This window comes from Dechloromonas sp. A34, assembly GCF_026261605.1.
Lineage (GTDB): Bacteria > Pseudomonadota > Gammaproteobacteria > Burkholderiales > Rhodocyclaceae > Azonexus.
In genome coordinates this window covers 96,592-122,738 of sequence record NZ_CP102486.1, presented here as the reverse complement: position 1 = coordinate 122,738, position 26,147 = coordinate 96,592, and the positions used below count along the sequence as shown (strand labels likewise).

At 61.0% G+C, this 26,147-nt stretch carries 29 protein-coding genes and 1 pseudogene; 18 read left to right on the top strand and 12 right to left on the bottom strand.

Annotated features, from left to right (window positions below; translation table 11 throughout):
- The first annotated feature begins 142 nt into the window (after positions 1-142).
- Genes metX through NQE15_RS00595 form a run of 3 tightly spaced genes read left to right on the top strand, consistent with a single transcriptional unit; the run spans position 143 to position 3,131 of the window.
- Complete coding sequence (gene metX, locus NQE15_RS00605; RefSeq protein ID WP_265945621.1) at positions 143-1,267, top strand: homoserine O-succinyltransferase MetX; 1,125 nt, start codon at positions 143-145, stop codon at positions 1,265-1,267.
- Positions 1,264-1,863 carry a methionine biosynthesis protein MetW gene (metW, locus tag NQE15_RS00600; RefSeq protein ID WP_265945619.1) on the top strand — a complete coding sequence of 200 codons (600 nt, stop codon included), beginning with the start codon at positions 1,264-1,266 and terminating at the stop codon, positions 1,861-1,863. Before metX ends, metW begins: the two co-directional genes overlap by 4 nt.
- A complete protein-coding gene (locus NQE15_RS00595) occupies positions 1,863-3,131 on the top strand; it encodes an AmpG family muropeptide MFS transporter (protein ID WP_265945617.1) in 1,269 nt (422 codons plus the stop codon). Before metW ends, NQE15_RS00595 begins: the two co-directional genes overlap by 1 nt.
- On the opposite strand, the gene NQE15_RS00590 is transcribed toward NQE15_RS00595, so the two are convergent.
- The 5 genes from NQE15_RS00590 to NQE15_RS00570 form a co-directional block, all read right to left on the bottom strand.
- Positions 3,115-3,423: a hypothetical protein gene (locus NQE15_RS00590; RefSeq protein WP_265945615.1), complete on the bottom strand. Its 309-nt coding sequence runs from the start codon at positions 3,421-3,423 to the stop codon at positions 3,115-3,117. The two genes, NQE15_RS00595 and NQE15_RS00590, sit on opposite strands and share 17 nt — an antisense overlap.
- A gap of 2 nt (positions 3,424-3,425) precedes the next feature.
- The gene (locus NQE15_RS00585; RefSeq protein ID WP_265945614.1) at positions 3,426-3,719 is read right to left on the bottom strand and encodes a YqjK-like family protein; all 294 of its coding nucleotides are present in this window, start codon (positions 3,717-3,719) and stop codon (positions 3,426-3,428) included.
- The gene (locus NQE15_RS00580; RefSeq protein WP_265945613.1) at positions 3,716-4,123 is read right to left on the bottom strand and encodes a phage holin family protein; all 408 of its coding nucleotides are present in this window, start codon (positions 4,121-4,123) and stop codon (positions 3,716-3,718) included. The genes NQE15_RS00585 and NQE15_RS00580 overlap by 4 nt, the downstream gene beginning before the upstream one ends.
- Positions 4,124-4,127: 4 nt before the next feature.
- The gene (locus tag NQE15_RS00575) at positions 4,128-4,442 is read right to left on the bottom strand and encodes a DUF883 family protein (RefSeq protein WP_265945612.1); all 315 of its coding nucleotides are present in this window, start codon (positions 4,440-4,442) and stop codon (positions 4,128-4,130) included.
- Between the two features lie 61 nt (positions 4,443-4,503).
- Positions 4,504-5,301 (bottom strand): exodeoxyribonuclease III, encoded by a 798-nt coding sequence (locus tag NQE15_RS00570; RefSeq protein ID WP_265945611.1) that lies wholly within the window; start codon positions 5,299-5,301, stop codon positions 4,504-4,506.
- Between the two features lie 46 nt (positions 5,302-5,347).
- Here NQE15_RS00570 and pyrE point away from each other — a divergent pair, with 46 nt between their 5' ends.
- A complete protein-coding gene (pyrE, locus tag NQE15_RS00565; protein WP_265945609.1) occupies positions 5,348-5,989 on the top strand; it encodes an orotate phosphoribosyltransferase in 642 nt (213 codons plus the stop codon).
- Positions 5,982-6,632: a hypothetical protein gene (locus NQE15_RS00560; protein ID WP_265945607.1), complete on the top strand. Its 651-nt coding sequence runs from the start codon at positions 5,982-5,984 to the stop codon at positions 6,630-6,632. Before pyrE ends, NQE15_RS00560 begins: the two co-directional genes overlap by 8 nt.
- Here NQE15_RS00560 and gatB read toward each other — a convergent pair whose 3' ends face one another.
- Genes gatB through gatC form a run of 4 tightly spaced genes read right to left on the bottom strand, consistent with a single transcriptional unit; the run spans position 6,633 to position 10,377 of the window.
- Entirely contained in the window at positions 6,633-8,087 is a 1,455-nt protein-coding gene (gatB, locus tag NQE15_RS00555; protein WP_265945605.1) for an Asp-tRNA(Asn)/Glu-tRNA(Gln) amidotransferase subunit GatB, read from the bottom strand.
- A 12-nt stretch (positions 8,088-8,099) separates the two neighbouring features.
- Positions 8,100-8,633 (bottom strand): hypothetical protein, encoded by a 534-nt coding sequence (locus NQE15_RS00550; protein WP_265945603.1) that lies wholly within the window; start codon positions 8,631-8,633, stop codon positions 8,100-8,102.
- A 2-nt stretch (positions 8,634-8,635) separates the two neighbouring features.
- Positions 8,636-10,093: an Asp-tRNA(Asn)/Glu-tRNA(Gln) amidotransferase subunit GatA gene (gatA, locus tag NQE15_RS00545; RefSeq protein ID WP_265945601.1), complete on the bottom strand. Its 1,458-nt coding sequence runs from the start codon at positions 10,091-10,093 to the stop codon at positions 8,636-8,638.
- The gene (gene gatC / locus NQE15_RS00540) at positions 10,090-10,377 is read right to left on the bottom strand and encodes an Asp-tRNA(Asn)/Glu-tRNA(Gln) amidotransferase subunit GatC (RefSeq protein WP_265945599.1); all 288 of its coding nucleotides are present in this window, start codon (positions 10,375-10,377) and stop codon (positions 10,090-10,092) included. Before gatC ends, gatA begins: the two co-directional genes overlap by 4 nt.
- A gap of 107 nt (positions 10,378-10,484) precedes the next feature.
- Here gatC and NQE15_RS00535 point away from each other — a divergent pair, with 107 nt between their 5' ends.
- From NQE15_RS00535 to ubiT, 9 genes are all read left to right on the top strand, one after another.
- Positions 10,485-11,528, top strand: coding sequence for a rod shape-determining protein (locus NQE15_RS00535; protein WP_265945597.1), 1,044 nt, complete (start codon positions 10,485-10,487; stop codon positions 11,526-11,528).
- Between the two features lie 30 nt (positions 11,529-11,558).
- On the top strand, positions 11,559-12,461 hold the full coding sequence (gene mreC, locus NQE15_RS00530) for a rod shape-determining protein MreC (RefSeq protein ID WP_265945595.1): 903 nt from the start codon (positions 11,559-11,561) through the stop codon (positions 12,459-12,461).
- Between the two features lie 28 nt (positions 12,462-12,489).
- Positions 12,490-13,011, top strand: coding sequence for a rod shape-determining protein MreD (gene mreD / locus NQE15_RS00525; protein WP_265945593.1), 522 nt, complete (start codon positions 12,490-12,492; stop codon positions 13,009-13,011).
- A gap of 12 nt (positions 13,012-13,023) precedes the next feature.
- Positions 13,024-14,934, top strand: a complete 1,911-nt coding sequence (gene mrdA / locus NQE15_RS00520; RefSeq protein ID WP_265945591.1) for a penicillin-binding protein 2 — start codon at positions 13,024-13,026, stop codon at positions 14,932-14,934.
- Positions 14,934-16,043, top strand: a complete 1,110-nt coding sequence (rodA, locus tag NQE15_RS00515; protein WP_265945589.1) for a rod shape-determining protein RodA — start codon at positions 14,934-14,936, stop codon at positions 16,041-16,043. Before mrdA ends, rodA begins: the two co-directional genes overlap by 1 nt.
- Positions 16,040-17,020 (top strand): septal ring lytic transglycosylase RlpA family protein, encoded by a 981-nt coding sequence (locus tag NQE15_RS00510; RefSeq protein ID WP_265945588.1) that lies wholly within the window; start codon positions 16,040-16,042, stop codon positions 17,018-17,020. The genes rodA and NQE15_RS00510 overlap by 4 nt, the downstream gene beginning before the upstream one ends.
- A 78-nt stretch (positions 17,021-17,098) precedes the next feature.
- Positions 17,099-18,106, top strand: coding sequence for a ubiquinone anaerobic biosynthesis protein UbiU (gene ubiU / locus NQE15_RS00505; RefSeq protein WP_265945586.1), 1,008 nt, complete (start codon positions 17,099-17,101; stop codon positions 18,104-18,106).
- 4 nt (positions 18,107-18,110) lie between these two features.
- On the top strand, positions 18,111-19,013 hold the full coding sequence (locus NQE15_RS00500; protein WP_265945584.1) for a U32 family peptidase: 903 nt from the start codon (positions 18,111-18,113) through the stop codon (positions 19,011-19,013).
- A 2-nt stretch (positions 19,014-19,015) separates the two neighbouring features.
- Positions 19,016-19,459 (top strand): ubiquinone anaerobic biosynthesis accessory factor UbiT, encoded by a 444-nt coding sequence (gene ubiT, locus NQE15_RS00495; RefSeq protein ID WP_265945582.1) that lies wholly within the window; start codon positions 19,016-19,018, stop codon positions 19,457-19,459.
- A gap of 81 nt (positions 19,460-19,540) precedes the next feature.
- On the opposite strand, the pseudogene NQE15_RS23980 reads toward ubiT, so the two are convergent.
- The 3 genes and pseudogenes from NQE15_RS23980 to NQE15_RS00480 form a co-directional block, all read right to left on the bottom strand.
- Positions 19,541-19,675 (bottom strand): annotated as a pseudogene (locus tag NQE15_RS23980) (hypothetical protein); the annotation flags it as partial.
- A gap of 184 nt (positions 19,676-19,859) precedes the next feature.
- Positions 19,860-21,695, bottom strand: coding sequence for a PHA/PHB synthase family protein (locus tag NQE15_RS00485; protein WP_265945578.1), 1,836 nt, complete (start codon positions 21,693-21,695; stop codon positions 19,860-19,862).
- 17 nt (positions 21,696-21,712) lie between these two features.
- Positions 21,713-22,753 (bottom strand): MBL fold metallo-hydrolase, encoded by a 1,041-nt coding sequence (locus tag NQE15_RS00480; RefSeq protein WP_265945576.1) that lies wholly within the window; start codon positions 22,751-22,753, stop codon positions 21,713-21,715.
- A gap of 102 nt (positions 22,754-22,855) precedes the next feature.
- Here NQE15_RS00480 and NQE15_RS00475 point away from each other — a divergent pair, with 102 nt between their 5' ends.
- Genes NQE15_RS00475 through can form a run of 4 tightly spaced genes read left to right on the top strand, consistent with a single transcriptional unit; the run spans position 22,856 to position 26,143 of the window.
- The gene (locus NQE15_RS00475; RefSeq protein WP_265945574.1) at positions 22,856-23,248 is read left to right on the top strand and encodes a MerR family transcriptional regulator; all 393 of its coding nucleotides are present in this window, start codon (positions 22,856-22,858) and stop codon (positions 23,246-23,248) included.
- A 52-nt stretch (positions 23,249-23,300) separates the two neighbouring features.
- The gene (locus NQE15_RS00470; RefSeq protein WP_265945572.1) at positions 23,301-23,744 is read left to right on the top strand and encodes a PaaI family thioesterase; all 444 of its coding nucleotides are present in this window, start codon (positions 23,301-23,303) and stop codon (positions 23,742-23,744) included.
- A gap of 22 nt (positions 23,745-23,766) precedes the next feature.
- Positions 23,767-24,939 carry an isovaleryl-CoA dehydrogenase gene (locus NQE15_RS00465; protein ID WP_265945570.1) on the top strand — a complete coding sequence of 391 codons (1,173 nt, stop codon included), beginning with the start codon at positions 23,767-23,769 and terminating at the stop codon, positions 24,937-24,939.
- A 55-nt stretch (positions 24,940-24,994) separates the two neighbouring features.
- Positions 24,995-26,143: a carbonate dehydratase gene (gene can / locus NQE15_RS00460; RefSeq protein WP_265945568.1), complete on the top strand. Its 1,149-nt coding sequence runs from the start codon at positions 24,995-24,997 to the stop codon at positions 26,141-26,143.
- Positions 26,144-26,147 lie beyond the last annotated feature (4 nt).

The window sequence follows — 26,147 nt, the reverse complement described above, 5'->3', positions numbered from 1 at the left end:
TCGGTATTGTCTTCCACACGCTGGATTTATGCCAGCCGCGCCGATTTGAGCTCCGATTGCGGGCGCGACACAAATACTGCTAAAACGGGAACCACCCAGTTCGCGTTTTCGGCCAACTGGGTTTTTTGTTTTCAGGAATAGCATGCCAGGACAATCCGTCGGCGCCGTCCAGTCACAGCGCGCTCATTTCGACCAGCCACTGCATTTGCGCAGCGGCGGTGTTCTGCCGGCTTACGATCTGGTCTATGAGACCTACGGCACGCTCAATGCGGCCAAATCGAACGCCATCCTCGTCTGTCACGCGCTGTCCGGCCACCACCACGTGGCCGGACATTATGCCGACCAGCCGGACAACATCGGCTGGTGGGACAACATCATCGGCCCCGGCCGACCGCTCGATACCGATCGCTTTTTCATCGTCGGCCTGAACAACTTGGGTGGCTGCCATGGCTCGACCGGTCCCTCATCACCGAATCCGGCTACCGGCAAACCCTGGGGCGCCGATTTCCCGATCGTCGCAGTCAACGACTGGGTACATGCCCAAGCCCGCCTTGCCGACTTGCTCGGCATCGACAGCTGGGCCACCGTCATGGGAGGCAGCCTCGGCGGCATGCAAGCACTGCGCTGGTCCATCACCTACCCGGAACGGGTCCGCAACGCGATCGTGATCGCCGCCGCACCCAAACTCTCGGCCCAAAACATCGCCTTCAACGACGTTGCCCGTCAGGCCATCCTGACTGACCCGGACTTCCACGGCGGCCATTACTACGAACACAATACGCGGCCGATGCGTGGCCTGCGCCTGGCCCGCATGCTCGGCCACATTACCTATCTGTCCGATGACCAAATGGGCGAAAAATTTGGCCGCGAACTACGCAACGGATCGTTCGCCTTCGACTTCGATGTCGAATTCGAGGTCGAGTCCTACCTGCGCTACCAGGGCGACAAGTTTGCCGGCTATTTCGACGCCAATACCTATCTGCTGATGACCAAGGCGCTCGATTATTTCGATCCGTCTCGCGAAGACAATGGCGACCTCAAGGCAACCATGGCGCGGACAAAAGCCAATTTCCTGATCGTCTCCTTCACCACCGACTGGCGCTTCACGCCGGCCCGTTCCAAGGAAATCGTCGCCGCCCTGCTCGCCAACGGCCGCAACGTCTCCTACGCGGAAATCGACCTCAATTTCGGCCACGACTCCTTCCTGATGGACGACGCGCATTATCACGGCGTGGTCGACGCCTACCTGCGAAACATCAAGCTATGACACATACCTTGGGCCGCCCGGACTTCGACCTGATTGCCGCCTGGATCGAGCCTGGCCATCGCGTCCTCGACCTCGGTTGCGGCGACGGCACACTTCTCAAACACCTGATCGATACCCGCGGCGTACAAGGCTGGGGCGTCGAAATCGACGACGCCAACATCCTTGCCGCGATCAAGAATGGCATCAACGTGATCCAGGGCAACCTGGAAAAGGGACTCGATGAATTCGCCGATCAGGCCTTCGACCATGTCGTCCTCTCGCGCACCCTGCAAACCGTCCGCCACACCGAAGGCATCCTGCGCGAAATGCTGCGCGTCGGGCGCGAAGCGGTAGTCTCCTTCCCGAACTTCGCCTACTGGAAAAACCTGCGCTCCGTACTCGAAGGCCGGATGCCGGTTTCGGAGGACCTGCCCTACCAGTGGTACGACTCGCCCAACGTTCGCTTCTTCACGCTGCTCGATTTCGAGGCGCTGTGCGAGCAGATGGAGCTGATCATCCGCGAGCGCAGCGTCCTCGACGAGCAGGGCAATCCGGTTGAGAAAGATGTCAATTTCCTCGGCAGTCTGGCCGTCTATCGCTTGACCCGCGCCCGTTGATGCCGGCCTGGCTCGCCGCCCTGCTAACCAGGAAGATGCTGATCTGCATCTTCACCGGCTTCAGTTCGGGGCTGCCGCTCTATCTGCTGCTCAATCTGCTGCCGGCCTGGCTGCGCAGCGAAGGAGTCGATCTCAAGACCATCGGCTTCTTCGCGCTGATCCAGTTCCCCTACACTTGGAAGTTCCTCTGGTCCCCCTTGCTGGACCGTTTCAGCGTACCCGGTTTCGGCCGCCGGCGCGGCTGGATGCTGCTGACTCAGATCGGTTTACTATTCACCATCGGCTTTATGGGTGGCCTCAACCCTCAACAAAATATCTGGCCTATCCTCTGGCTGGCCACGCTGCTGGCCCTCCTCTCGGGAACCCAGGATATCGCGATTGACGCCTTTCGCCGGGAGATTCTGACCGACCAGGAACTCGGTCTCGGCAACGCCGTGCACGTCAATGCCTACCGCATTGCCGGCCTGATTCCCGGCTCGCTGTCACTGATTCTCGCCGATCGCCTGCCGTGGAACGAAGTGTTCTGGATTACCAGCGCCTTCATGATTCCAGGTATGGCCATGGCCTGGCTGGTCAGCGAGCCGCTCGTCAAGGGTGCGCCGAAGACGCTGCGCCAGGCGGTCACCGAGCCTTTCCACGAATTCGTAGGCCGCCAGGGCTGGCGCGGGGCAGCCATGGTGCTCGGCTTCATCTTTCTCTACAAGCTCGGCGACAGCCTGTGCACGGCTCTCGCCACGCCGTTCTACCTCGACATGGGCTTCACCAAGACCGACATTGGGCTGATCGCCAAGCATGCCGGGCTCTGGCCGGCAGTGATCGGCGCCCTGCTCGGCGGGCTGTGGATGGTCCGGTTGGGTATCAATCGCGCCCTCTGGCTGTTCGGGGTAGTCCAGTTGGTATCGATCTTCGGCTTTGCCTGGCTGGCTGCCCAGGGCCATTACGACAGCATCGGCGCCAGCGAACGTCTGGCCCTGGCCTTTGTCATTGGTCTTGAAGCCCTTGGCGTCGGCTTGGGTACGGCAGCCTTCGTCGCCTTCATCGCCCGATCGACGCATCCCGCCTACACGGCTACCCAGTTGGCCCTGTTCACCAGCCTGGCGGCCGTACCGCGCACTTTCATCAATGCCTCAGCCGGCTGGCTGGTCGAAACACTGGGCTGGTTCAATTTCTACTGGTTATGCGCCGGACTGGCCGTCCCGGGCATGATCCTGTTGCTGAAAGTGGCCCCCTGGCACGAACGCGCCGACGAGGCTAGTCGTCCCGCCTGAGGCGACGACGGTCCAGCCACCACGCGTAGGCCGGCAGCAACAGCACTGAGCCCGGCATGACCAGCGCGACCAGATAGGGCGACAGATGCGCCATACGGCGCAGGTGACCGAGAACTTCTTCTTTCTCGGCCGGCGTCCACTGTCCACCATTACGCGCCTTCATTAGCAATGGCATCATGCCGCGTGTTGCCAGCAATTCGGCCAGCACGCGACGAGCTTCCCGGCGCTGGGTGGTCAGCACCTGCTGCCACCACCCGGGTACCGCAGCCGCCAAGCTTTCATTGTCAGCCACGATCACCGCACCCCGGAAAGCGATTGCCGAATGGCCTGCCAGCCACGCCAGACGAAGAACCCACGCTTGGCCCAACGCCAGGCGCGGCGCGGCCGGGCGATGACAATGGCGGACACTGCCAGGGCAACGGCCACCGGATGATGCTTCAGCCAGTCGACGCCCTCGAGCGCTACGTCGCCGCGCGCCAAGGCATTTTCCAACGGCACCGACTGTTGCACCAGCGTACGCCGTTGCTCATCGATACGAGCCTTGAGAGCACCGTGGCGAGTCGCCAGTTCCAGCAGTCGGGAATTCATTCCGGCTTGCGGGGGTAACGGCGCAACTGCGCCAGGTCGGTTTCGAGCTCGTTGAGACTGGCCCGGAACAATTTGCTCGGCTGCCTGGCCTGCTGCTTCAGCGAGCCAATCAGGAATAGTCCGCCACCAATGAAGAGCGCGGCAAAAATGCCGAACACCAGCACGCGCTGCTCCCAGAAGGCCAGGGCCAGGCAGAAAACCGCCATGACGACACCGACGGCGAGCATGAAAGCGGCGCCGATGGCTTTCGACCAGAGCGACAAGAGGCGAAGCTTCTCCTCCTCAAGCTCGGTCACCAGCAGTTCGGCACGCGTCTTGCCGATCGCGATCAGGGTCGCGATCATGCTTTTCAAGGCGGAAAAGAGGCCTGCCCGGCTCTCTTCACCGCCTGCTTGTTGTGACATGCGTTTAGCGACGCCCGATCAGAACACCGAGGGCGAGCCCCAGAGCGGCAGCAACGCCAACGGCCTTCCAGGGCTCTTCATGCACGAAATCATCGGTCGCCCGAGCTGCGGCCTTGGTCTTGTCAATGACGGCAACTTCGAGATCGACCAAGCGCTCCTTGGCATCACGCAAGCGAACACTGAGGCGTTCGCGCAGGTCACCTACCTTTTCACCGGCCGCACCAGCGGTCGCACGCAACAACTCTTCGGTATCGGAAATCACGACCTTGAGATCGGAAACCAGCTTGTCTTTGTTAGCAGTGGTGAATTGTTCTGACATTTTCAACCTCGTTGTTGAGAGTTAAGCAGGGATTACAGGTTAGCCCGTCCAGTCCGCGAAATCAATTCGCATCCGGCATTTTGGCGAATTCATAATCGATCGTCAGTGGCGCATGGTCCGAGAAGCGTTCTGCCTTGTAGACTTCGGCGCGCTGCGCACTTGCCGCAAGCCCCGGGGTGGCAATCTGATAGTCGATCCGCCAACCGACATTCTTCGCCCAGGCCTGACCGCGATTACTCCACCAAGTGTAGGCCTCACCGGTTACTTCCGGATGCAGGCGGCGATAGACATCGACCCAGCCCAACTCGTCGAAGACCCGGCTCAACCAGGCGCGCTCCTCCGGCAGGAAGCCCGAATTTTTCTGATTCGATTTCCAGTTTTTCAGATCGATTTCCTGGTGCGCAATATTCCAGTCGCCACACAGCACGATTTCCCGTCCTTCAGCGCGCAATGCCAGCATCTGAGGGAAGAAGCAGTCGAGAAAGCGAAACTTGGCCTCCTGCCGTTCGGGTGAAGAAGATCCCGATGGAAGATAGAGTGAAATGACAGACAGTTTGCCGAAATCGGCACGGATATAGCGCCCTTCGCTATCGAACTCACCGCCGTCGAAGCCTTCGATGACGCGATCAGGCGGGAGCCGGCTCCAGATACCGACGCCGCTGTAGCCCTTCTTTTCGGCACAGTGATAAAAGGCGTGCATACCGTCGGGCGAGAGCATTTCCGGAGTCATATCCGGCAACTGCGCTTTCAATTCCTGCAGACAGACGATGTCGGCATTCTGTACCGCCGCCCAGGGCAATACATTTTTGCTCCAGGCCGAGCGGATACCATTGAGATTCAGGGAGATGATGCGTAACATTGAGCGAGTCTCAGCCGGGGTTTTCCGGCCTTGAAATTGGAATAATATGGATTTTCGTCAGGATTTCATCGAATTCGCGCTCGCCTGCCAGGTGCTGCGCTTTGGCGAGTTCAAGACCAAGGCCGGTCGGCTTTCGCCCTACTTCTTCAATGCCGGACTGTTCAACGACGGCAATTCGCTGGGTCGTCTCGCCGGATTCTACGCCAAAGCCGCCGAGGCCGGCGACGTTCAGTTCGACATGCTGTTCGGCCCGGCGTACAAGGGCATCCCGCTGGTTGCCACGATTGCAATGGCATTAGCCCAGCGCGGTCGGAACTTTCCCTTTGCCTATAACCGCAAGGAAGCCAAGGACCACGGCGAAGGCGGCAGCATCGTTGGCGCCCCGCTCAAGGGTCGCGTGTTGATTGTCGATGATGTCATCTCGGCCGGTACCTCGGTGCGCGAATCCGTCGAACTAATTCGTGCCGCGGGCGCCACCCCGGCGGGCGTGCTGATTGCCCTCGACCGCCAGGAGCGAGGCCAGGGGGAACTTTCCGCAGTCCAGGAAGTGCGGCGCGACTACGGCATTCCGGTCATTGCCGTCGTCGGACTGGCCGACCTGATGGCCTACCTTGAGCATCATTCCGAATTTGCCGCCCACCGCACCGCGGTAGCGACTTACCGCGAGCAATACGGCGTCGATGCCTAAACGCTTTTTCGCCTGCCTCATCCTCTTGTCGCTATCCGCTTCGGCTAGCGCGGCCGGTGAATTCTATTGCTGCCAGGACCCGACTACCGGTCGCCGGGTCTGTGGCGACACCCTGCCCGAGCAGTGCCGCGGTCGTGCCTACCGAGTTCTCGATAGCGGGGGGAATGTGGTCAAGGAAGTCGGACCGCCGCTCACCCTAGAACAGAAGGCTGAACTGGCCCAGGAAACCAAGCGCAAGAAGCTGCTCGAAGAAGCGAGCCGTGAGCAACGGCGCAAGGACCAGGCGCTACTCGACACCTATGCGGCGCCGGAGGACATCGACCTCGCCCAGAGCAAAGCGGAAGCCGATCTCAATCTGGCGATCCAGGCCGCTCAGGATCGCATTGCGGTGGCTCAAAAGAAACGCAAGAAATTCGAGGACGAGGCGGAGTTCTACAAGAAGAAGGAGATGCCGGCCGAACTCGCCAAACAATTGCACGCACTGGAACACGAGATCAAGGTCCAGCGGGAACTGCAGGACGTCAAGAAACGCGAATTCGACGTCATCAAAGCCAAGTACGACGCCGATCGCAAGCGCTACGGCGAGCTGACCGGCCGTACGCCCAAACCCAGGCCGGCAGCAAGCCCGGCCAGCCAGCGCTAATCAGCCTGCCAGTTTGGCGCGTAGCAAGTCGTTGACCTGCTGCGGATTGGCCTTGCCCTTGGCGGCCTTCATTACCTGACCGACCAGGGCATTGAAAGCCTTTTCCTTGCCCGCCTTGAATTCGGCGACATTGGCAGCATTGACGGCCAGCACCTCGTCGACCAGTGCCTCGATGGCACCGCTGTCGGTGATCTGCTTCAGCCCCTGCTGCTCGATGATCCCGTCGGCCGTCGCCCCCTCACCATTCCACAAGGCCTCGAAGACCTTCTTGGCGATGTTGTTGGAGATGGTGTTGTCGGCAATGCGCAAGATCAGGCCGGCAAGCTGGGCAGCGCTAACGGGTGAGGCGCCGAGTTCCAGGCCGTCCTTGTTCAGGCGCGCCGCCAGATCGACCATCACCCAGTTGGCACAGGGTTTGGCGTTGATCTTGCCGGCAATGGCCACGACAGCCTCGAAATAGTCGGCCATGTCCTGGCTGGCGGTCAGCGTCGTCGCATCATAGGCGGACAAGCCGAGATCGTTGACGAAGCGTTCGCGCATCTGGCCCGGCAATTCCGGCAATTCGCCCTTGACGCGGGCGATCCAATCGGCAGGAATGATCAGCGGCAGCAGGTCGGGATCCGGGAAGTAGCGGTAATCGTGGGCGTCTTCCTTGCTCCGCATCATCCGTGTCTCGCCCTTGTCGGGATCAAAGAGCACGGTAGCCTGCTGGATCTTGCGGCCCTCCTCGATCTCGTTGATCTGCCACTGGACTTCGTAGTCGATTGCTTCTTTCAGGAACCGGAAGGAATTCAGGTTCTTTATCTCGCGACGTGTGCCAAACTCGGCCTGGCCCTTGGGGCGCACGGAAACGTTGGCATCACAGCGGAAGGAGCCTTCCTGCATGTTGCCATCGCAAATACCGATCCATTGCACCAGCGCGTGCAACGACTTGGCATAGGCAACCGCCTCGTCGGATGAGCGCATATCGGGCTCGGAAACGATTTCGAGTAGCGGGGTGCCGGCGCGGTTGAGGTCGATGCCCGACTTGCCATGGAAATCTTCGTGCAGCGACTTGCCGGCATCCTCTTCAAGGTGGGCCCTGGTCAGGCGGACCACTTTTTCGTAGGCCTTGTCGCCCTGGCCGACCTGCAAGGCAATGTTGCCGCCGACGACGACCGGCAAATCCATCTGGCTGATCTGGTAGCCCTTGGGCAAGTCCGGGTAGAAATAATTCTTGCGCGCGAACACCGACTTCTGGGCGACTTCAGCACCGATCGCCAGACCGAAGCGGATGGCGCAATCAACCGCCTTCCGGTTGAGCACCGGCAAGACCCCAGGCAGCGCCAGGTCGACAGCGCAGGCTTGCGTATTGGGTTCTGCACCAAAGGCCGTCGAAGCGCCCGAAAAAATTTTCGTGACGGTCGCCAACTGCGCGTGCGTCTCGATGCCGATTACTACTTCCCATTGATTCATGATTTCATCCGTTCAATAGCAACGCCCGCTCTTCGCCTCGACGACGATGGGCCACAGATAATCGAAAGCTTTCCCCTCGCAGGACTTGGCGCAGCTGTTGAAGGCTACCGTCACCTTGGGACCCTGTTCCCACATGCGCACCAGGCAACCCGAATCCCGCTTGTGCTTGAGCAAGGCCTGCGGCAGCTTCTCCGCCTGTTCGAAGTCATTCAGGTTGAAGCGGCAGGTGCCGTACCCCTTCATTGTCACCTGCGCATCGAAGGTCTTGACGACCGCTTCCTTGACCAGCAAGTCGAGCTTGGTCGTTGTCCCGATTGCATCGCGATGCGAGCAGCGCGATTTGACATTGAGCGGCCGGGTCGGCTGCGGTTTCAGATTACGGCCGGCCAGGTATTTCAGCGTCGAGTTCTTGAATTTTGGCTCGCTGACTTCCGGGGCAGGTTTTTCGGCAGGCACTTCGTCAACTGACTTGGTTTCCGGCTGTTTCTCGACCTCAGCACATCCCGCTGCCAACAATGCCGCCAGAAGTAGCCAAACCTGACGCATGCTTACTCGAGGCCGACCGGACGCCACTGATGCCAGTCGGTCGCCTGCTGGTAGCGATGCGCGACGTTGAGCAGTCGGGCTTCGGCAAAATAATTGCCGATCAACTGCAAACCGACCGGCAAGCCGCCGACAAAACCGCAGGGCACCGACATGCCGGGCAGGCCGGCCAGGTTGACGGCGATAGTGTAGATGTCTGAAAGGTACATCTGCACCGGATCGGCCGCCTTTTCGCCGAGCTTGAAGGCAGTGGTCGGCGAGGTCGGCCCCATGATCACGTCACAGGACTTGAAAGCCTCGACAAAATCGTTGGCGATCAGCCGGCGGATGCGCTGGGCCTGCAGGTAGTAGGCATCGTAGTAGCCGTGCGACAACACGTAGGCGCCGATCATGATGCGGCGCTTGACCTCGGCCCCGAAGCCCTGGGCCCGGCTCTTCATGTACATATCGTCGAGGTTGTCGTATTCCGGCGCCCGATAGCCGTAACGGACACCATCGAAACGCGACAGGTTGGAACTGGCCTCGGCAGGCGCGATCACGTAATAGGCCGGCACCGACAGATGCGAGTTGGGCAGCGAGACGTCGACCGTGGTCGCCCCGAGCTTTTCGTACTCGGCGATGGCGGCACGCACGGCAGCCATCACCTCGGCATCGCAGCCTTCACCGAAAAACTCCTTGGGCAGGCCAATGCGCAGACCGTTCAGTGGCTTGTCCAGATCGCGGGCGTAGTCTTCGAGCGGACGGTCCAGCGAGGTCGAGTCACGCTCGTCGAAACCGGCCATGGTATTGAGCAGCAGGGCACAGTCTTCGGCACTGGCCGCCATCGGGCCCGCCTGGTCGAGCGAGGAGGCGAAGGCGATCATGCCGTAGCGGGAGACGACACCATAGGTCGGCTTGAGGCCGGTCAGGTTGCACAGCGCCGCCGGCTGGCGGATCGAGCCGCCGGTATCGGTCCCGGTCGCCACTGGCGCCAGGCGGGCGGCCACTGCGGCGGCGGAACCGCCGGACGAACCGCCGGGCACGCGTTCCCGGTCCCAGGGGTTGCGCACCGGGCCGAAGAACGAGGTTTCGTTCGACGACCCCATGGCGAATTCGTCCATGTTGGTCTTGCCGAGCGAGACCATGCCGGCCTCGGCTTCCATCTTGCGGATCACCGTCGCGTCGTAGGGCGAGACGAAATTGGCCAGCATCTTCGAACCGCAGGTCGTCCGCCAGCCTTCGGCGCAGAAAATGTCTTTCTGGGCGATCGGGATGCCGGTCAGCTGACCGGCCGACCCGGCAGCGATCCGGGCGTCGGCGGCACGGGCGGCAGCCAGGCTTTTCTCGGCATCGACCGTGACGAAGGCGTTGAGCGTCGGATTGAGGCGGTTAATCCGGTCGAGGAAAAGCTGAGTGAGTTCGACACTGGAAATCTGCTTCGCGGCTAGCGCCTGCGACAATTGCTTGAGGCCGGCGTTGATCATTCGATCACCTTCGGCACAAGGTAAAGACCGGCTTCGGTTTCGGGCGCCACGGCCTGGTAGGCGGCGCGGCGATCGACTTCGCTGACCACATCTTCACGCAGGCGCTGGCTGACGTCCTGGGCATGCGCCATGGGCTCGACGCCGCGCGTATCCACCGCCTGCATCTGTTCGATCAGCTGGAAAATGCCGTTGAGATGGCCCTGGGTGCTGAGAGCCTCGGATTCGCTGACCTCGATACGGGCGAGATGAGCGATACGCTGAACCTGTTCAAGTGTGAGCGACATGGTACCGAAAAGACTTTATTGCAGTGCACAAAGTCTTAAAATGGAAAGCGTTATAAGGTATCATAAAAGTTTTCCCTACCGCACCCCCCCCAGCGGAGTCACAGCAGATGTTCGGTTTCCTCAGCAAATATTTTTCCAATGATCTGGCCATCGACCTTGGCACAGCGAATACGCTGATTTACGTGCGCGGTCGCTCCATCGTTCTCGACGAACCGTCGGTCGTCGCCATCCGCCTCGAAGGCGGCCCCAACGCCAAAAAAACCATTCAGGCCGTGGGCAAGGAAGCCAAGGAAATGCTTGGCAAGGCCCCCGGCAGCATTACCGTCATCCGTCCGATGAAAGACGGCGTGATCGCCGACTTCACGGTCACCGAGCAGATGCTTAAGCAGTTCATCAAGAAGGTGCATGACTCCAAGCTGTTCAGCCCGAGTCCGCGCATCATCATCTGCGTGCCTTCCGGATCGACCCAGGTCGAGCGTCGCGCCATCCGCGAATCCGCGATCGGTGCCGGCGCCAGCCAGGTTTACCTGATCGAGGAACCGATGGCGGCTGCCATCGGCGCCGGACTGCCGGTTTCCGAAGCGACCGGTTCCATGGTCGTCGACATCGGCGGCGGCACCACCGAAGTCGGCGTCATCTCGCTCGGCGGCATGGTCTACGCCGGTTCCGTGCGCGTCGGTGGCGACAAGCTCGACGAAGCAATCATCAATTACATCAGCCGCAACTACGGCATGATGATCGGCGAGAATACCGCCGAGAACATCAAGAAGAACATCGGTTCCGCCTTCCCGGGCGCCGAGGTCAAGGAGATGGAAGTCTCCGGCATCAACAAGGCCGAGGGCATTCCGCGCAAGTTCACGATTTCCTCCAACGAAATCCTCGAAGCGCTGACCGACCCGCTCAACCAGATCGTTTCCGCCGTCAAGTCGGCGCTGGAAAAGACGCCGCCCGAACTCGGTGCCGATATTGCCGAAAAGGGCATGGTCCTGACCGGCGGTGGCGCCCTGTTGCGCGACCTCGACCGTCTGCTCATGGAAGAAACCGGTCTGCCCGTGATCGTTGCTGACGAACCATTGACCTGTGTCGCCCGCGGCTGCGGCATGGCGCTGGAAAAGATGGACAAGCTAGGCAGCATTTTCGCTTCGGACTAATTTCTTGCCGCACAGTCAGGGCTGATCGCGATGGCCGGCATCGACCACGCACCCCCACCGTTCTTCAAAAGAGGGCCAGCACCGCTGGCCCTCCTGACTTTCTACATCGCCATTTCACTGGCGATCTTCGTCGTCGACCTGCGTTTCCGCAGCCTGGAACTATTGCGCCAGAGCATTGCGCTGATTGTCGACCCGGTCCAACGTGTTGCCCAGACCCCGGGTAGTCTGGTCGACTATGCCGCCGGCTATCTGCAGGGCATGCAGGCCCTGCAAAATGACAACAATGAACTGAAGCACGCCAAACTGACCACTGCACCCGATCTTGAGCGCCTCGCCCAGCTTGAAGTCGAGAACGAGCGGCTACGCAAGCTGCTTGCCGTCAAGGAGCGTGAAAAGGCCAAGGGCCAGGTCGCCCAGATTCTTTACACCGCCCGCGACCCTTTCTCGCGCAAGGTGATTGTAGACAAGGGGCAGCAATCGGGCATCGTTGCCGGCCAGCCGGCGATCGACGAAGCCGGCGTCGTTGGCCAGGTTACCCGGGTCTTTCCTTTCTCGGCCGAAATCACGCTGATTACCGACAAGGATCAGGCGGTGCCGATCCAGGTTGTGCGTAGCGGTCAGCGTTCGGTCGTGTTCGGCCTCGGCAACGGCCAGCTCGAACTGCGCTACATGCCGGCCAATGCCGACATCCAGGTCGACGACCTGCTGGTTACTTCCGGGCTGGACGGCGTCTACCTGCCCGGCTTCCCGGTCGCCAAGGTGGTCAATATCGAACGCGACAGCGCCTATTCCTTCGCCCGGATCTTCTGCGTACCGGTGGCCGGCGTCGAAAACTTCGGCGAAATCATGGTCCTCGACCCCCGCCAGGCACTTCCGCCAGCCCCCCGGAAGCCGCCAGTCGCGGCACGACAGGCAATGAGCGCAACAGCATGAAGCGGCGGCGGGCAGCGAAGGACAACTGATGCAACCGACTTTTTCCTCCTCCCGCATCCTGCAGCCGGTCCGACCCTGGTTCATATTTTTCAGCCTGTTCGCCGCCACCGCCCTGAATTTCCTGCCCACCGCTCACTGGCCAGGCATGCCCGACTGGGTGGCTTTGGTCCTGTGCTTCTGGAGCGTCCGCGAATTCCGCCGGGTCGGCATGGGCTGGGCCTTCGTCCTTGGCTTGGTGATGGATGTCGCCGACGGCGCTGTCCTCGGCCAGCACTGTTTCGCCTATGTCCTGCTCGCCTACGTCGCGGCCTCGCTTTCCCGCCGCCTGCTGTGGTTCCCGCTCGCCCAGCAGGCCTTGCAGGTGATGCCGCTGCTGCTCGCCGCCCAGGTCGTGCAGGCTCTGATGCGCCTCGCTGTGGGTGCCGACTTTCCCGGCTGGGGCTACTTCATCTCCCCCTTGATCGCCACCTTGCTCTGGATCCCCCTCACCTTCATCCTGCTTCTGCCGCAATACCGACCGGTCGATCAGGATCCAAACCGACCGATTTAAGGCGGGCCGCCCGTGGGTGATTTTCACAATCCGGAAGGCGATGTCGACCGTTTCCGCTTCCGAATCGGTTTTGCGGCAGTTGTCGTACTGCTCGCCTTCGGACTGCTGTTGGGACGTTTCGTCTGGCTGCAGGTGATCCAGCATGATTTTTACCAGACCCGCGCCGAGGACAACCGGATCGCCCTGATCCCCATCGTCCCCAACCGCGGCGTCATCACCGACCGCCACGGAATCGTCCTCGCCCACAACTATTCCGCTTTCACGCTGGAAATCACCCCGTCGCAAACCGGGAATCTGGAAGCCACGATCGACGCGCTGGCCGAGATCATCGACATCCAGGCCAAGGATCGCAAGCGCTTCAAGCGACTGCTCGACGAGGCAAAGAATTTCGAGTCGATTCCCATTCGAACCCGCCTCTCGGATGCCGAAGTCGCCATCTTCGCCGCCCAGCGTTTCCGTTTTCCCGGCGTCGAGGTCAAGGCCCGGCTGTTCCGCCAATACCCGATGGGCAAAGTTGCTTCACATGCCCTCGGCTACATCGGGCGGATCACCGACCGCGACCTGAAATGGATCGAGGAAGCGGAAAAACAGGCCAACTACAAGGGCACCGACCATATCGGCAAGAACGGCCTGGAGCAGCATTATGAATTCGAGCTTCATGGCGAGACCGGTTACGAACAGGTCGAGATCGATGCCGGCGGTCGTGCGCTACGCAGCCTGAAACGCATTCCGCCGGTATCCGGCAACAATCTCCAGCTGACCCTCGACATCAAGCTACAGGAGATCACCGAAAAGGCCTTTGGCGAACGCAAAGGCTCGCTGGTCGCGATCGATCCGGCCACCGGCGGCATTCTCGCCCTGGTCTCCAATCCGACCTACGATCCGAATCTTTTCGTGGACGGCATCTCGCCGGAAAACTGGAAGGAACTGAACGATCATCCCGACAAGCCGATGGTCAACCGCGCCATCAACGGCGCTTATCCACCGGGCTCGACCTTCAAGCCTTTCATGGCCCTGGCCGCGCTGGAAAGCGGCAAACGCACGGCGCAACAAGCGATCAGCGATCCGGGATTTTTCACCTTCGGTAATCACACCTTCCGCGATGACAAGAAGGGCGGACACGGCAGCGTGGACATGTACAAGTCCATCGTCCATTCCTGCGACACCTACTACTACATGTTGGCCAACGACATGGGCATCGACAACATTTCGAAATTCATGGGGCAGCTGGGCTTCGGGCAGCGCACCGGCGTCGACCTGGGCAAGGACGAGTTCAGCGAATCAAAGGGCGTTTTGCCTTCTCAGGAGTGGAAGAAACAGCGCTTCAAGAAACCCGAGCAGCAAAAATGGTATGCCGGTGAAACCATTTCGATCGGCATCGGTCAGGGCTATAACGCCTACACGCCGATCCAACTGGCTCAGGCAACGGCGACGCTGGCCAATAACGGCGTGATGTTCCGACCACATCTGGTACGCCATATTGTCGATACCCGGACGAGCGAGAAACGGGCGATTGAGCCCAAGCCGATCCGCGACCTGCAATGGAAAGAGAAAAATCTCGAAGTGATCCACCGTTCGATGCTCGGCGTCATCAAGGAAGGCACCGGCAACCGGGCCTTTGCCGGCGCTCCCTACCTGGCTGGCGGCAAAACCGGAACGGCTCAGGTCTATTCGCTAAAAGGCGCCGAGTACAAAGCCTCCGCGGTCAAACAACACTTGCGGGACCATGCCTTGTTCATCGCCTACGCACCGATCGACAAGCCGACCATCGCCCTCGCCGTACTGGTGGAAAATGGTGGTTTCGGCGCCCAGTCAGCAGCGCCGATTGCCCGCATGGTGCTCGATTATTATCTGCTCGGCAAATTGCCGGCCGGAGCTGCTCCCGAAGATAGCGAAGCGGTCGAGGAAGATCCGGAGGAGTGATGGACATTACCAGCACCCTGAAACGTTGGTGGCTCAATGCCATCGCCCACATCGACTTCCCGCTGCTGCTGATTACCGCGGCGATCATGTTGATCGGTCTCGCCACCGTCAATTCGGCAACCATCGACAGCGCGCACCGCATGCTGTCGCAAGCCGGCAACATGGGTTTCGCTCTGGTCATCATGTGGTTGGTTTCCCGCATGCCGCCGCAGAAATTGATGAACTTCGCCGTTCCCCTATACATCCTGGGTGTCATCCTGCTAATTGCGGTTTTCCTCTTTGGCATCAAGGTCAATGGCGCCCGGCGCTGGTTGTCGATCGGCATCACCCGCATCCAACCCTCCGAAATTCTCAAGATCGCGATGCCCCTGATGCTGGCCTGGTATTTCCAGAAATACGAGGCGACGTTGAAACTGAAGCACTATGCGATCGCCGCCCTGCTGCTGGTCGTGCCTTTCGGCCTGATCGCCAAGCAGCCCGACCTGGGTACCGCATTACTGGTCGGCGGTGCCGGCTTTTTCGTGATTTTCTTTGCCGGCCTGCCCTGGAAAGTCATTATCGGCCTCGGTGCCGCCGGCGCGGCGGCCGCGCCGCTACTCTGGCACGCCCTGCACGATTATCAACAGAAGCGCATTCTGACCCTGATTGACCCGACCACCGATCCCCTGGGTTCCGGCTACCACATCATCCAGTCGACCATCGCCATCGGCTCCGGCGGGCTTGTCGGCAAAGGCTACCTGAACGGTACCCAGACCCATCTCGAGTTCATCCCGGAAAAGCACACCGATTTCATCTTCGCCGTCTATTCCGAGGAATGGGGCCTGCTTGGCAACCTGCTGCTGCTTTTCCTCTACACGCTGCTCGTCGCACGCGGCATGATGATCGCCTCGGCCGCACCAACCCTGTTCTCGCGCCTGCTGGCCGGCGCCATCTCGCTAAACCTCTTCACTTACGCCTTCATCAACATGGGCATGGTCAGCGGCATCCTGCCGGTGGTCGGCGTCCCGCTGCCCTTCATGAGCTACGGCGGCACCGCCCTGGTCACCCTGTTTTTAGGCATCGGCATGCTGATGTCGATCCACACTCACCGGATGCTGGTCAAAAAATGAGCTTGCGCCTCGCTCTCGGCGCCTTGGCTACGCTATTGCTGGCGGCCTGCGGCGGTACGCCGCCGCTGCCAACGGAGACCACGGTCGATGGCGCCCGGACACCAACAGCCAAGACCCCGACCCGAAAGCCGAATGTCACCCTGAAAAGGGGGGGCGGTTTCTACAAGGACGACGGCCCAGCCGACGACATCCCCGACGGCCTCGACGACATTCCCGACGCAGAGCCGAAATGGGAGCCTTTGCACAAGCCGGCAACCAAGCCCTACGTCGTGCTGGGCAAGGAATACACCCCGAACGGCAGCGTTCGCCCGTACAAGGCACGCGGCATCGCCAGCTGGTATGGCAAGAAGTTCCACGGCCAGAAGACTTCGATCGGCGAACCCTACGACATGTTCGCGATGACCGCCGCCCACACCACGCTGGCCCTGCCGTCCTATGTCCGTGTCACCAGCCTGCAGACCGGCAAATCAGTCGTCGTCAGGGTCACCGATCGCGGCCCGTTCCACGCCGACCGGGTGATCGATCTTTCCTATACTGCCGCCTACAAGCTTGGCCTGATCAACGGCGGCAGCGGCCAGGTCGAGGTCGAGGCGATCATTCCGGGCGAACCGGCGAGCACCACCTACGCCCAGACGGCGCCTCCGGCGCGGTCACCGGCCGAGGTCGATGAAATCACCCGCCTTTCGGCCCGGATGGCGCTCGAAGAACGGACGGCGCAGAACGTAGTGAGCAATGGCACGCCGGCGAGCGGGATCTACCTGCAGCTCGGCGCCTTCGCCAATGCCGACAACGCCGAAAACCTGAAAAATCACCTGACCCGCGAACTCGACTGGCTGGCCGAACCGATGCGCGTCCAGCCCGGCGCCGGCATCCACCGCCTGCATCTCGGCCCTTACGCCAGCCGCGGCGAAGCCGACCGCGTCGCCGAGAAAATCCGCACCGCGCTAGGTTACAAACCGACCGTCGTCAGCCGCTGATCCATTCCCTTTGACCAGGATCAATGGCGTCCCGGGAGGGACGGCTATACTGCCCGGCTTGACTTTCAGGATGATCCCATGAGCTCGTTACCGGAACTCATCTGCCCGGCCGGCAGCCTGCCGGCCCTCAAGGCTGCGGTAGATAACGGCGCCGACGCCGTCTATCTCGGCTACAAGAACGACACCAACGCCCGTAATTTCGCCGGCCTCAATTTCGACCAGAAGACCATGGCCGACGGCATTCGCTATGCCCACGCCAAAGGTCGCGAAGTACTGCTCGCCATCAATACCTTTCCCCAGGCCGGCCGGGTCGGCGACTGGCACAAGGCAGTCGATGCCGCAGTCGATCAGGGGGTCGATGCGATCATCCTGGCCGACGTCGGTCTGCTCGACTATGCCCGCAATCGCCATCCGCAACAGCGCCTGCATCTTTCCGTACAGGGCTCGGCCACCAGCTACGAAGCGATCAACTTCTGCCAGCGCGAATTCGGCGTCCGCCGTGCCGTACTGCCGCGCGTCCTGACCCTGGCCCAGGTCGAACATGTAATCAAGAACACCACCGTCGAAATCGAAGTCTTCGGCTTCGGCAGCCTGTGCGTCATGAACGAGGGCCGTTGCTGGCTGTCGTCCTATGCCTGCGGCGAGTCGCCGAACACCGTCGGCGCTTGTTCGCCGGCCAAGTACGTCAAGTGGGACAAGCAGCCGGGGGGCATGGAGACCCGCCTCAACGGCGTGCTGATCGACCGTTTCGGCGATGACGAGCCGGCCGGTTACCCGACCCTGTGCAAGGGCCGTTTCGAGGTTCAGGGCGAGACCTATTACGCCCTGGAAGAGCCGACCAGCCTGAACGTCCTCGAAATCCTGCCCGAGATCCTGAAGATCGGCGTCAGGGCGATCAAGGTCGAAGGCCGCCAGCGCAGCCCGGCCTACGTCACCCAGGTCACCCGCACCCTGCGCGCCGCCCTCGACTCGCTGACCAGCGGCAGCGAGCGCTTCCACGTCAAGCCGGCCTGGCAGGCCGAACTGTCCAAAGTATCCGAAGGTAGCCAGGCCACCCTGGGCGCCTACAACCGGCCCTGGAGATAAACACATGCGTCTTTCTTTAGGCCCCCTGCTCTATTTCTGGCCCAAGGCCGAGGTCATGGAGTTCTATGCCGAAATGGCGCAGAACCCCGCCCTCGATATCATCTACGTTGGCGAAGTCGTCTGTTCGCGCCGTCAGCAGCTGCGCACCGCCGACTGGATCGGCCTGGCCCGCGATCTGACCGATGCCGGCAAACAGGTCGTCGTTTCGGCCCAGGCCCTGCTCGAATCGGAAAGCGACCTCAAGGCGCTGCGCCGCCTGATTGACGAAGCCGGCTGCATGGTCGAAGCCAACGATCTGGGCGCGGTCAATCTGGTTCAGGGCCAGGATTTCGTAGCCGGTCCGCACCTCAATGTTTACAACGAAACGACGCTCGCCACCTATGCACGCTATGGCCTGAAGCGCTGGGTTCCGCCGCTGGAAGCCACGCGCACGCTGGTCGACACTCTGCACAAGAGTAAACCGGCCGGCGTCGAGACCGAGGTTTTCGTCTTCGGCAAGATTCCGCTGGCCTTTTCGGCGCGCTGCTTCACAGCCCGCCACTATGACCTGAACAAGGACGACTGCCAGTTCAAGTGCCTCGACCATGCCGAGGGGCTGACCCTTAAAACCCGTGACGGACAGGACTTCCTGACCATCAACGGCATCCAGACCATGTCGGCGCAGAGCTACAATCTGCTGCATGAAGTTCCGGACATGCTGACCATGGGGATCGACATCATCCGCATCAGCCCGCAAAAGGATCACATCGACGCCATCATCGCCGCCTTCGACGCGGCGCGAAAAGGCCAATCGGTGAGCATCAACAGCGCCGGCTGGAACGCCAGCGGCCTGGTCGACGGCTACTGGTTCGGCGACGCCGGCATTGTCCAGCGACACACGCAAGCCATCGCACAACTGGGAGCATGAGCATGAATCCGGGTTTCACCATTCCCAAGTTTCGCCTGCCGGCCTTCGTCGCCAGCCTCGGTCAAAAATTGCCGCAATGGCCGCATGCGCTGGTCCTGGTTGCCGGGCTGAATGCCGCGCACAAAATGAAGCTATTGCCGGAAGACGAACTGGACCGCCTCGAAGGCAAGCTGTTCCGCGTACGGATCAACGACACCGGTGGCGAGGCGTCATACACCTATCGAGACGGCATGTTCCGCCCCGTTTTCCGGCCCGACCGCGCCCCGGACCTGGCATTTGCCGCCAATCTCTCCGCCTACCTGCAACTGCTTGCCCGCCAGGAGGACCCCGACACGCTGTTCTTCAATCGCGAGCTTGAGATCACCGGCGACACCGAGTTGGGATTGATCGTCAAGAACATGCTCGACGCCATCGAGTGGCCGAGCCTGCCCCTGCCCAGCCGCTGATACGGCCAGCAGTTCGCCGGTCGGCACGATACTGACCAATTCCTCGAGCTGAACCGGCGTTGCCAATCCTTGCAGATCGCGCACGCTGGTTGCCCCGAGATAGATGGCCAGCCCGTCGACCAGACGGCCGTCGCCGTGCATCAGACTCGAGCGAAAGCACGGATACTCGCGGCCAATGGCTTCGAGAACTTCGCCGACGGTTTCACCGCTGGCCATGACTTCTTCATGACCGCCGACATACGGGCGCAAGGCAGCAGGAATATGAACCGTAACAACGGGCGATTCAGTGAGCATGATTGACCTCCTGATGGGTGGTATCAGTCAGACAGCCCACGGGAAGCGGAGTTCGAAAAAAACGGGAGGCCGCGGCCTCCCGTTTTCATGGTGCGGATAGCGCCATTCAGTCCTTCTTCTGGGCATCCAGACGGAACTTGACGTAACTGCCCGGCGCATCCTCGATCACCTTCAGGCTGCCGTCTTCCGGCTTGCGCGCCTTGACCTTGGCACTGCCGCCCGGCAGGCTGGTTACCCACTGGTTCCAGTGCGTCCACCACGAACCGGCATTCTGGGTCGCGCCGGCCAGGAAGTCTTCGGGGCTTTCCGGCAGATTGCCATCGGTCGCGTCATTGGTCCAGAAACCGTACTTGTTGGCGACCGGCGGATTGACGATGCCGGCGATGTGGCCGGAACCGCCAAGCACGAACTTGGTATTGCCGGAGGGCAGACGGGCACCGGCATAGGTGCTCTTCCACGGGGCGATGTGGTCTTCGATGGTCGAGATGAAGTAGCACGGGGTCTTGACCTTGCTGATGTCGATCTTGACGCCACCCAGCGTGATGCCACCCGGTTCCTTGAGCAGGTTGCCGAGATACATGTTGCGCAGATAGAAACTGTGCATCGCGGCCGGCATCCGGGTCGAGTCCGAGTTCCAGTAGAGCAGGTCGAAGGGGAACGGATCCTTGCCCATCAGGTAGTTGTTGACCACGAAGGACCAGATCAGGTCGTTGGCGCGCAGCATGTTGAAAGTGCCGGCCATTTCCGAACCTTCGAGGAAGCCGCGTTCAGCCATCTTCTTCTCGAGGCCGCTGACCGCGCCCTCGTCAAGGAAGATGCCCAGCTCGCCCGGCTCGGCGAAGTCGAGCATGGTCGTGAAGAAGGTCGCGGAGGCAGCGCGCTTGTCCTTCTTGGCGGCCATGTAGGCCAGCGTGGTCATGGTCAGCGTGCCGCCCAGGCAGTAGCCGGCCAGGTTGACGCTGTCTTCGCCGGTGTGCGCGCAGACCTGGTTGATGGCTTCGAGCGAGCCTTCGAGCAGGTAATTTTCGAAGGACTTCTTGGCCAGTTTCTCGTCCGGGTTGATCCAGGACATGATGAAGGTCGTATGGCCCTGATCGGTTGCCCACTTAACCAACGAATTCTTCTCGCGCAGATCGAGGATGTAGTACTTGTTGATCCACGGCGGCACGATCAGGAAGGGTTTCTTGTTCTGTTCCGGGGTCGTCGGGTTGTACTGGATGAGCTGGAACAGTTCGTTCTGGAAGATCACCTTGCCCGGTGTCGTCGCAACGTTCTTGCCCATTTCGAAGGCGGAGGTGTCGGTCATCCGGATGCGCAACTGGCCATCGCCGGACTCGACGTCGTGCAGCAGGTTGTTCAGGCCTTTGATCAGGTTCTGGCCATGGCTCTTGACCGTTTCGCGGAAAACTTCCGGGTTAGTCATCGCAAAATTGGACGGCGACAGCGCATCAATGTACTGACGGGTAAAGAAGTTGACCTTCTGTTGGGTCGCGTCGTCGAGACCTTCGGTACCGGCGACGGTGTCATGCAGGTGGCGGGCGGTGATCAGGTAGGACTGCTTGACGAAGTCGAACAGGAAATGTTCCTCCCACTCTTCGTCCTTGAAGCGATTGTCGCCCTTCTTGGGCGCCGCGATCGGGGCATGGACCGGCACCCCCATCATCTTCATCGAAGTGTTTTGCCACAACGAGAAGTAATCCCACATCATGTTCATCTGGGTCTGGGCCATCTTGTACGGATTGGCCATCAATCGCGCCGACATGTCCATGAATGCCTTGGCCACGCCCAACTCGTCGGATGGTGCGTTGACGCCATCCTTGGCCTTCTTCTCGACAAAATGCGTAATCAGGCGCGAAGCGCGCTGGGCAACTTCGGCGTAGGTCTTGGCCATTTCAGCCGGGTTGGGCATATCCGCGCCCTTATCTTCGGTTTGCTGCGCCATACTTGAAACTCCCTCTGTCAGTGCGCGGTCGATTGCTGCTGCAACCGCAAGTATCGAATTACCCCGTCGGTGCCCGTGCTGCGCGACAACCGTCCAGCTTGTTCAAGATAGTTCAGATGGGCAATTGCTTCACCCATCGCGAACATCGTTTGGTGCGTATCGAGCGCCCGCTGAAAAAGCACGTCGAGCAACTCGGCCGCGCTCTTCGGCGCGCGTTCACAGCTTTCCTCCAATGCCCGCAGACGATCCTCGTGGTGCGCCTTCAAGGCCGCGATGCGGGGCTGAACCCCGACAAAGGGCAGACCATGTGAAGGCAGGACCAGGGTATTGTCCGGTATTCCACTGGCCAGTTCGTCTAGCGACTCGAGAAACCAGCGCAAGGCATCGGCATCCGGCGTCGCCGCGAAGACACTGATATTTGTGGAAATTTTCGGCAAAAGCATGTCACCTGAAATTAACACGCCGAGTTCGACGCAGTAAAGCGCCATATGTTCCGGAGCATGGCCGTGACCGATCAGAATTTGCCAGCTTCTGCCGTCAATCGTTGTCGTATCGCCCGCCTTCAGACGATCGTAATAGTCGGGCAAGGCCGGCACCGCCTTGCGATAACCCGATCCCCGCTTCTCGAATTTCGCCAGACGCTCTTCATCCAGGCCGTGCTGGCGGAACTGCTCGACCATGAAACGTGCCCCATGGCCGCCGATTTCGTTCCAGACCACATGCGCGGTCAGGAACTCGCCGCTGGTCATCGACAGCGGCGCACCGGTGGTTTCCATCAACCAACTGGCCAGGCCGAGATGATCGGGATGAAAGTGGGTGACGATCAGGCGCTTGACCGGTCCGTCCAGTTGCTCGATCACCCGCAACCAGGTGGCGCGCACGCCATCATCGGGAAAACCAGTATCGACGATGGTCCAGCCATCGCCGTCGCGCAGCAACCAGAGATTGATGTGGTCGAGCTGGAAAGGCAGCGGCATGCGCAGCCAGAAGACGCCGAGCGCAACTTCGATCCGTTCGCCGGCGGCCGGCGGAACAGGATGCGGAAAATGCAGGGACATAGGAAAACCTTGGGTTGGGGAAGAGCAAGTTACCATACGGTAGCGGATTGAAAAAACCCCATCCTTCTGATTTACTTGACCCACTTTTTCAGGAATCGCCCAGTGAACCAGCCGGCCACCATCTTCGCCATTTCCGACCTCGCCCGCGAGTTCGGCATTACGCCGCGCACCATCCGCTTCTGGGAAGACCAGGGCATCCTGGCCCCGGAGCGCGAAGGTAGCAAGCGCGTCTTCACCCGCCGCGACCGCGCCCGCCTGAAGATGGCCCTGCGCGGCAAGCGCCTCGGTTTGAGCCTGGCCGAGATCAAGGACCTGATCGGCATGTACGCGTCGACCGAGGATGAAACGCCGCAACTGCTCGAATGCCTGCGTGTCATGTCGAAACGCCGCGAAGCGCTGGAACAGCAGCGTGAGGACATCGAGGCCATGCTCACCGAAATCACCCAGTTCGAACAGCAATGCCAACTGGAGCTGGCTCGTCGGGACGAGAAGTGAATTTTTTCAATCTAGCAGTTGACGTTAACGTCAACGTCAATACAATCACGCCATGACCCATATCTCAGACCACCATTTCGCCGAACGTGTCCGTGCCAGTTTCGAGCTGCAGAACGCCATGGCCCTGATCCAGGCAACCATGCCGCTGATCGAGCATGGCCGGACGGAAATCCACCTGCCGCACTGGTCGGGGGTCGAGCAGCAGCACGGCTTCGTGCATGGCGGCGTGGTCGGCATGATTGCCGACTCGGCGGCCGGCTATGCGGCGATGACTATGGTGCCGGCCAGCGCCTCGGTACTGACCGTCGAATTCAAGATGAATCTGATGTCCCCGGCCGACGGCGAACAACTAATCGCCCGCGGCAAGGTCGTGCGGCCCGGGCGCACGCTGATCATCACCCAGGCCGAAGTCTTCGCCGTGAAAGACGGCCGGGAAACCTTGTGCGCGCTGATGCAGCAGACCATCATGGTCATGCACGGCAAGACGGAAAAATAAACTTAAAACGGAGACAAACCACATGAACATTCCCAGCCTCGACTTCGGCCTCGGCGAAGACATCAATATGCTGCGCGATGCGGTGAAGGTTTTCGCCGACGCCGAAATCGCGCCGCGCGCCGCGGAAATCGACCGCGTCAACGAATTTCCGGCCGATCTCTGGAAGAAATTCGGCGACATGGGTCTGCTCGGCATGACCGCCGGAGAAGAGTACGGCGGCACTGGCATGGGCTATCTGGCCCACATCGTCGCCCTCGAGGAAATCTCGCGCGCCTCGGCCTCGGTCGGCCTCTCCTACGGTGCCCACTCGAATCTCTGCGTCAATCAGATTCGCCGCAACGGCACGGAAGCGCAGCGCCAGAAGTATCTGCCCAAACTGATCTCCGGCGAGCACGTCGGGGCGCTGGCGATGTCCGAGCCGAATGCCGGTTCCGACGTCGTCTCGATGAAGCTCAAGGCCGAGAAGAAGGGCGACCGCTACGTCCTGAACGGTTCCAAGATGTGGATCACCAACGGCGGTGATGCCGACACCCTGGTCGTCTACGCTAAGACCGATCCCACCGCCGGCGCCAAGGGGATGACCGCCTTCATCGTCGAGAAGGACATGAAGGGCTTCTCGCACGGCACCCACCTCGACAAGCTGGGCATGCGCGGCTCCAACACCTTCCCGCTGTTCTTCGACGATTGCGAAGTGCCCGAGGAAAACGTCCTCGGTGGCGTCGGCCAAGGCACCAGGGTATTGATGTCCGGCCTCGACTACGAGCGCGCCGTGCTCTGCGGCGGCCCGTTGGGCATCATGGCCGCCTGCATGGACGTCGTCGTCCCCTTCCTGCACGAGCGCAAGCAGTTCGGCCAAGCGATCGGCGAATTCCAGCTGATGCAGGGCAAGGTTGCCGACATGTATTCGACCTGGCAGGCGACCCGCGCCTACGTCTATGCCGTCGGCCGTGCCTGCGATGCGAGCGACCACTCGCGCACGCTGAGGAAGGATGCCGCCGGCGCCATTCTCTACTCCGCTGAAAAGGCAACCTGGATGGCCGGTGAGGCGATCCAGACCCTGGGTGGTGTTGGCTATACCAACGAGTATCCGACTGGCCGTTTGTGGCGCGACGCCAAGCTCTATGAGATCGGGGCAGGCACCTCCGAAATCCGTAGAATGCTGATTGGTCGCGAACTTTTCGCCGAAACCACCTAACAAGCTCCCGCCGGCGCCTCCGGAACGGGGGCGCCGCATCAAGGAGCCGAATAGCATGACCGTTACCCTGCGCACCCTCACCACCGACGATACCGAAGCACTGGAACAGGTTCGCCAGTATTTCCGCACCTACGCGGCCTGGCTGGGCGTTGACCTGTCCTACCAGCATTTCGATCAGGAAATGGCTTCCCTTCCCGGCGCCTACTCGACCCCGGAAGGACGCCTGTTCTTTGCCGAAGTCGATGGCCGACCAGCCGGCTGCGTCGGCGTGCGCCCGCTGTCCGACAGCGACGGCGTCTGCGAGATGAAGCGCCTCTATGTCGATCCCGAGCAGCGCGGCCAGGGCATCGGCGCGACGCTGGCGCTGGCCGCGATCAAGGCGGCCAAGGAAATCGGCTACCGCAAGCTGATGATCGACACCCTGCCCAACATGCGGATGGCCGTGAAGCTCTACCGCGAACTGGGCTTTACCGAAGCGCCGAACTATTACCAGACGCCGGTCGAAGGCACGATGTTCCTCGCCCTCGATCTCGAGAACTGGTCGGAAGAGGAAATCCGCAGCGAAAACCTCTCCCACCTCTTCGACTTCAATCGCGCCTGGGCGCAGCGCATGCAGGAAGTCGACCCGAGCTATTTCGACAAGCTGGCCAAATTGCAGACGCCGGAATTCCTGTGGATTGGCTGCTCCGATTCGCGGGTGCCGGCCAACCAGATCGTCGGCCTGCTGCCGGGCGAGGTCTTCGTCCATCGCAACGTCGCCAATGTCGTGGTGCATACCGACCTCAACTGCCTGTCGGTGATTCAGTACGCGGTCGACGTCCTGCAGGTCAAGCACATCATGGTCGTCGGCCACTACGGCTGCGGCGGTGTCCAGGCAGCGCTGAACAAGGCGCGGGTGGGTGTTGTCGATCTCTGGCTGCGCCATGTCCAGGATGTGCACAACAAGCACCTGGCCGCCGTCGACAACCTGCCGGTCGAACAGCGCCACGACCGCCTGTGCGAATTGAACGTGCTCGAACAGGTGGTCAATGTCTCGCACAACCCGGTCGTCCGCGATGCCTGGGCGCGCGGCCAGAAACTGACCATCCACGGCTGGATTTACGGCCTCAAGGACGGCTTGATGCACGACCTCGGCATCACCATCGATTGCCCAGAAGATTTACCCACCCGTTACGACGCCGCACTGAAAGCGTTGGACGCCTAGTTAC